The following is a 2,038-nucleotide window of genomic DNA, read 5'->3' on the forward strand; positions in this document are numbered from 1 at the left end:
CATCGCAGTGTCCTCATCGGCGGCCATACCGACCTCGGCCCACGGACCCCACGCCACAGCCGTACCCGACAGCCCCTGCGCCCGACGCCGAACGATCAGAGCATCCAACGCCGCATTCGCAGCCCCATACGCAGCCTGCCCCGCACTCCCCCACACACCGGAGATCGACGAGAACACCACAAACGCGTCGACATCACCCACCAACGCGTCCAGATGCAACGCCCCGTCGACCTTGCCGTCGACGACGCGCCGAACGTGTGCCTCGTCCGCGTCGACCAACGTCACATGTTCACTGACACCTGCCGCATGGACCACCGCATCGACAGGCCCCACAGCCGCCAACAAGGCCTCGACCGCAGCCCGATCGGCCAGATCACACGCATGGATCTCCGCACCCGGCAACTCAGCCAGCAACTCCGCCGCCCCGGGCGCCTCCGCACCACGCCGCGACACCAGCACCAACCGCTCAGCACCACGCTCCGACACCCAACGCGCCACCTGCGCCCCGAGCCCACCGGTCCCACCCGCGACCAACACCGTGCCCCGCGGACGCCACACCTCACCCTGTGAAGCAGGCGCATGCACCAGACGCCGCACCAGCACGCCAGCACCACGCACCGCGACCTGGTCCTCCGCACCGAGCACGCCCGCCAGCACAGCAGCAACCCGGCCCGAAGCCCGCCGATCCAGCTCAGCAGGCAGATCCAGCAGACCACCCCACCGCTCAGGGTGCTCCAACCCCATTGCTCGACCGAGACCCCACGTCTGAGCCTGGATCGGGCTCGCCCCGGAATCCGCCCGGCCCACGGTGACGGCCCCTCGGGTGACCAACCAGATACGCGCGGTCAACTCGGCGTCAAGGTACGCCTGAACAACAGCGAGCGTGTCGAGCAGCGGCGCGTCGTCGAGCGCAGCAAGGCTTACCACGCCGGCGATCGGACCGGCCACTCCCCGCAACGTCCGCGCCAGCCCGTGCCGCTCGTCCATATCGACTGTCACGACCCGGCCACCATGGCTGCTCAGCACCTCGGCCAGTCCGACCGGGTCGGTGCCGATGAGCACCCAGGTGCCGGTCAGCGCCGAGGGGCCCGGCTCGGACGCAGGCTGCCAGGTGACGTGGTAGCGCCAACCGTCCAGTCGAGAACGGTCACGACCGCGCGCCCGCCAGGACGTGAGCGCCGGCAGCACGTTCTCCAGGGGAGCGGAGGGATCGACACCGAGTTCGGACGCGAGCGTGGACAGGTCACCGCGGTCGATCGTGTCCCAGAATCCGGCCTCTACGGGGTCGACAGCACTTGCCTTCACCGGCCGGGTCTCCAGCCAGTAGTGCTGGTGCTGGAAGGCGTACGTCGGCAGGTCGGCCGGCTGGACCCCGGTGAACAGCGGCGACCAGTCCACCGACACGCCGTTGACGTGGAGGGTGGCCAGCGCCGTCAGCATGGTGGTGACCTCGTCGCGGTCACGGCGCAGCAGCGGAACGGCAACCGTCTCCGGCTGCTGCACCAGCGCGGTCAGTACCGCGTCCGGGCCCAGTTCCACGAACCGGGTGACGTCGTCGAGCGCGCTGACCGCGTCGGCGAACCGGACCGGCCGCCGGACCTGCTCCACCCAGTACTCCGGATCCGACCACTGCCCCGGCTCCACCACCCGCCCAGACACCGTCGACACCGCCGGCACCGACGGCTCGCTGAAGGACAGCCCGCGCACCACCGCACGGAACTCTGCCAGCATCGGCTCCATCAACCGCGAGTGGAAGGCATGACTGGTCCGCAGACGCGACGTCTTCCAACCACGCTCGGCGATCCGGTCGATGTCGGCCTCAAGCCCGGCCACGACCACCGACTCCGGCCCGTTGACTACGGCGATATCGACGTCGGGGAACTCCGCGAGCACATCGGCCTCGGAGGCCATGACCGCGAGCATCGCCCCACCAGACGGCAACGCCTGCATCAAACGACCCCGAGCCGTCACCAGCGTGACCGCATCCTCCAGCGACAACACCCCGGCCACATAAGCCGCCGCAACCTCACCAACCGAA

The 2,038-nt window shown here is 69.5% G+C and carries 1 protein-coding gene; it reads right to left on the reverse strand.

Going from position 1 to position 2,038, the window contains the following annotated elements:
- On the reverse strand, nt 1–2,038 hold a 2,038-nt coding region (locus KUM32_RS35945; RefSeq protein ID WP_217146112.1), incomplete at both ends, for an SDR family NAD(P)-dependent oxidoreductase.

The organism is Streptomyces sp. AC627_RSS907 (assembly GCF_019049165.1).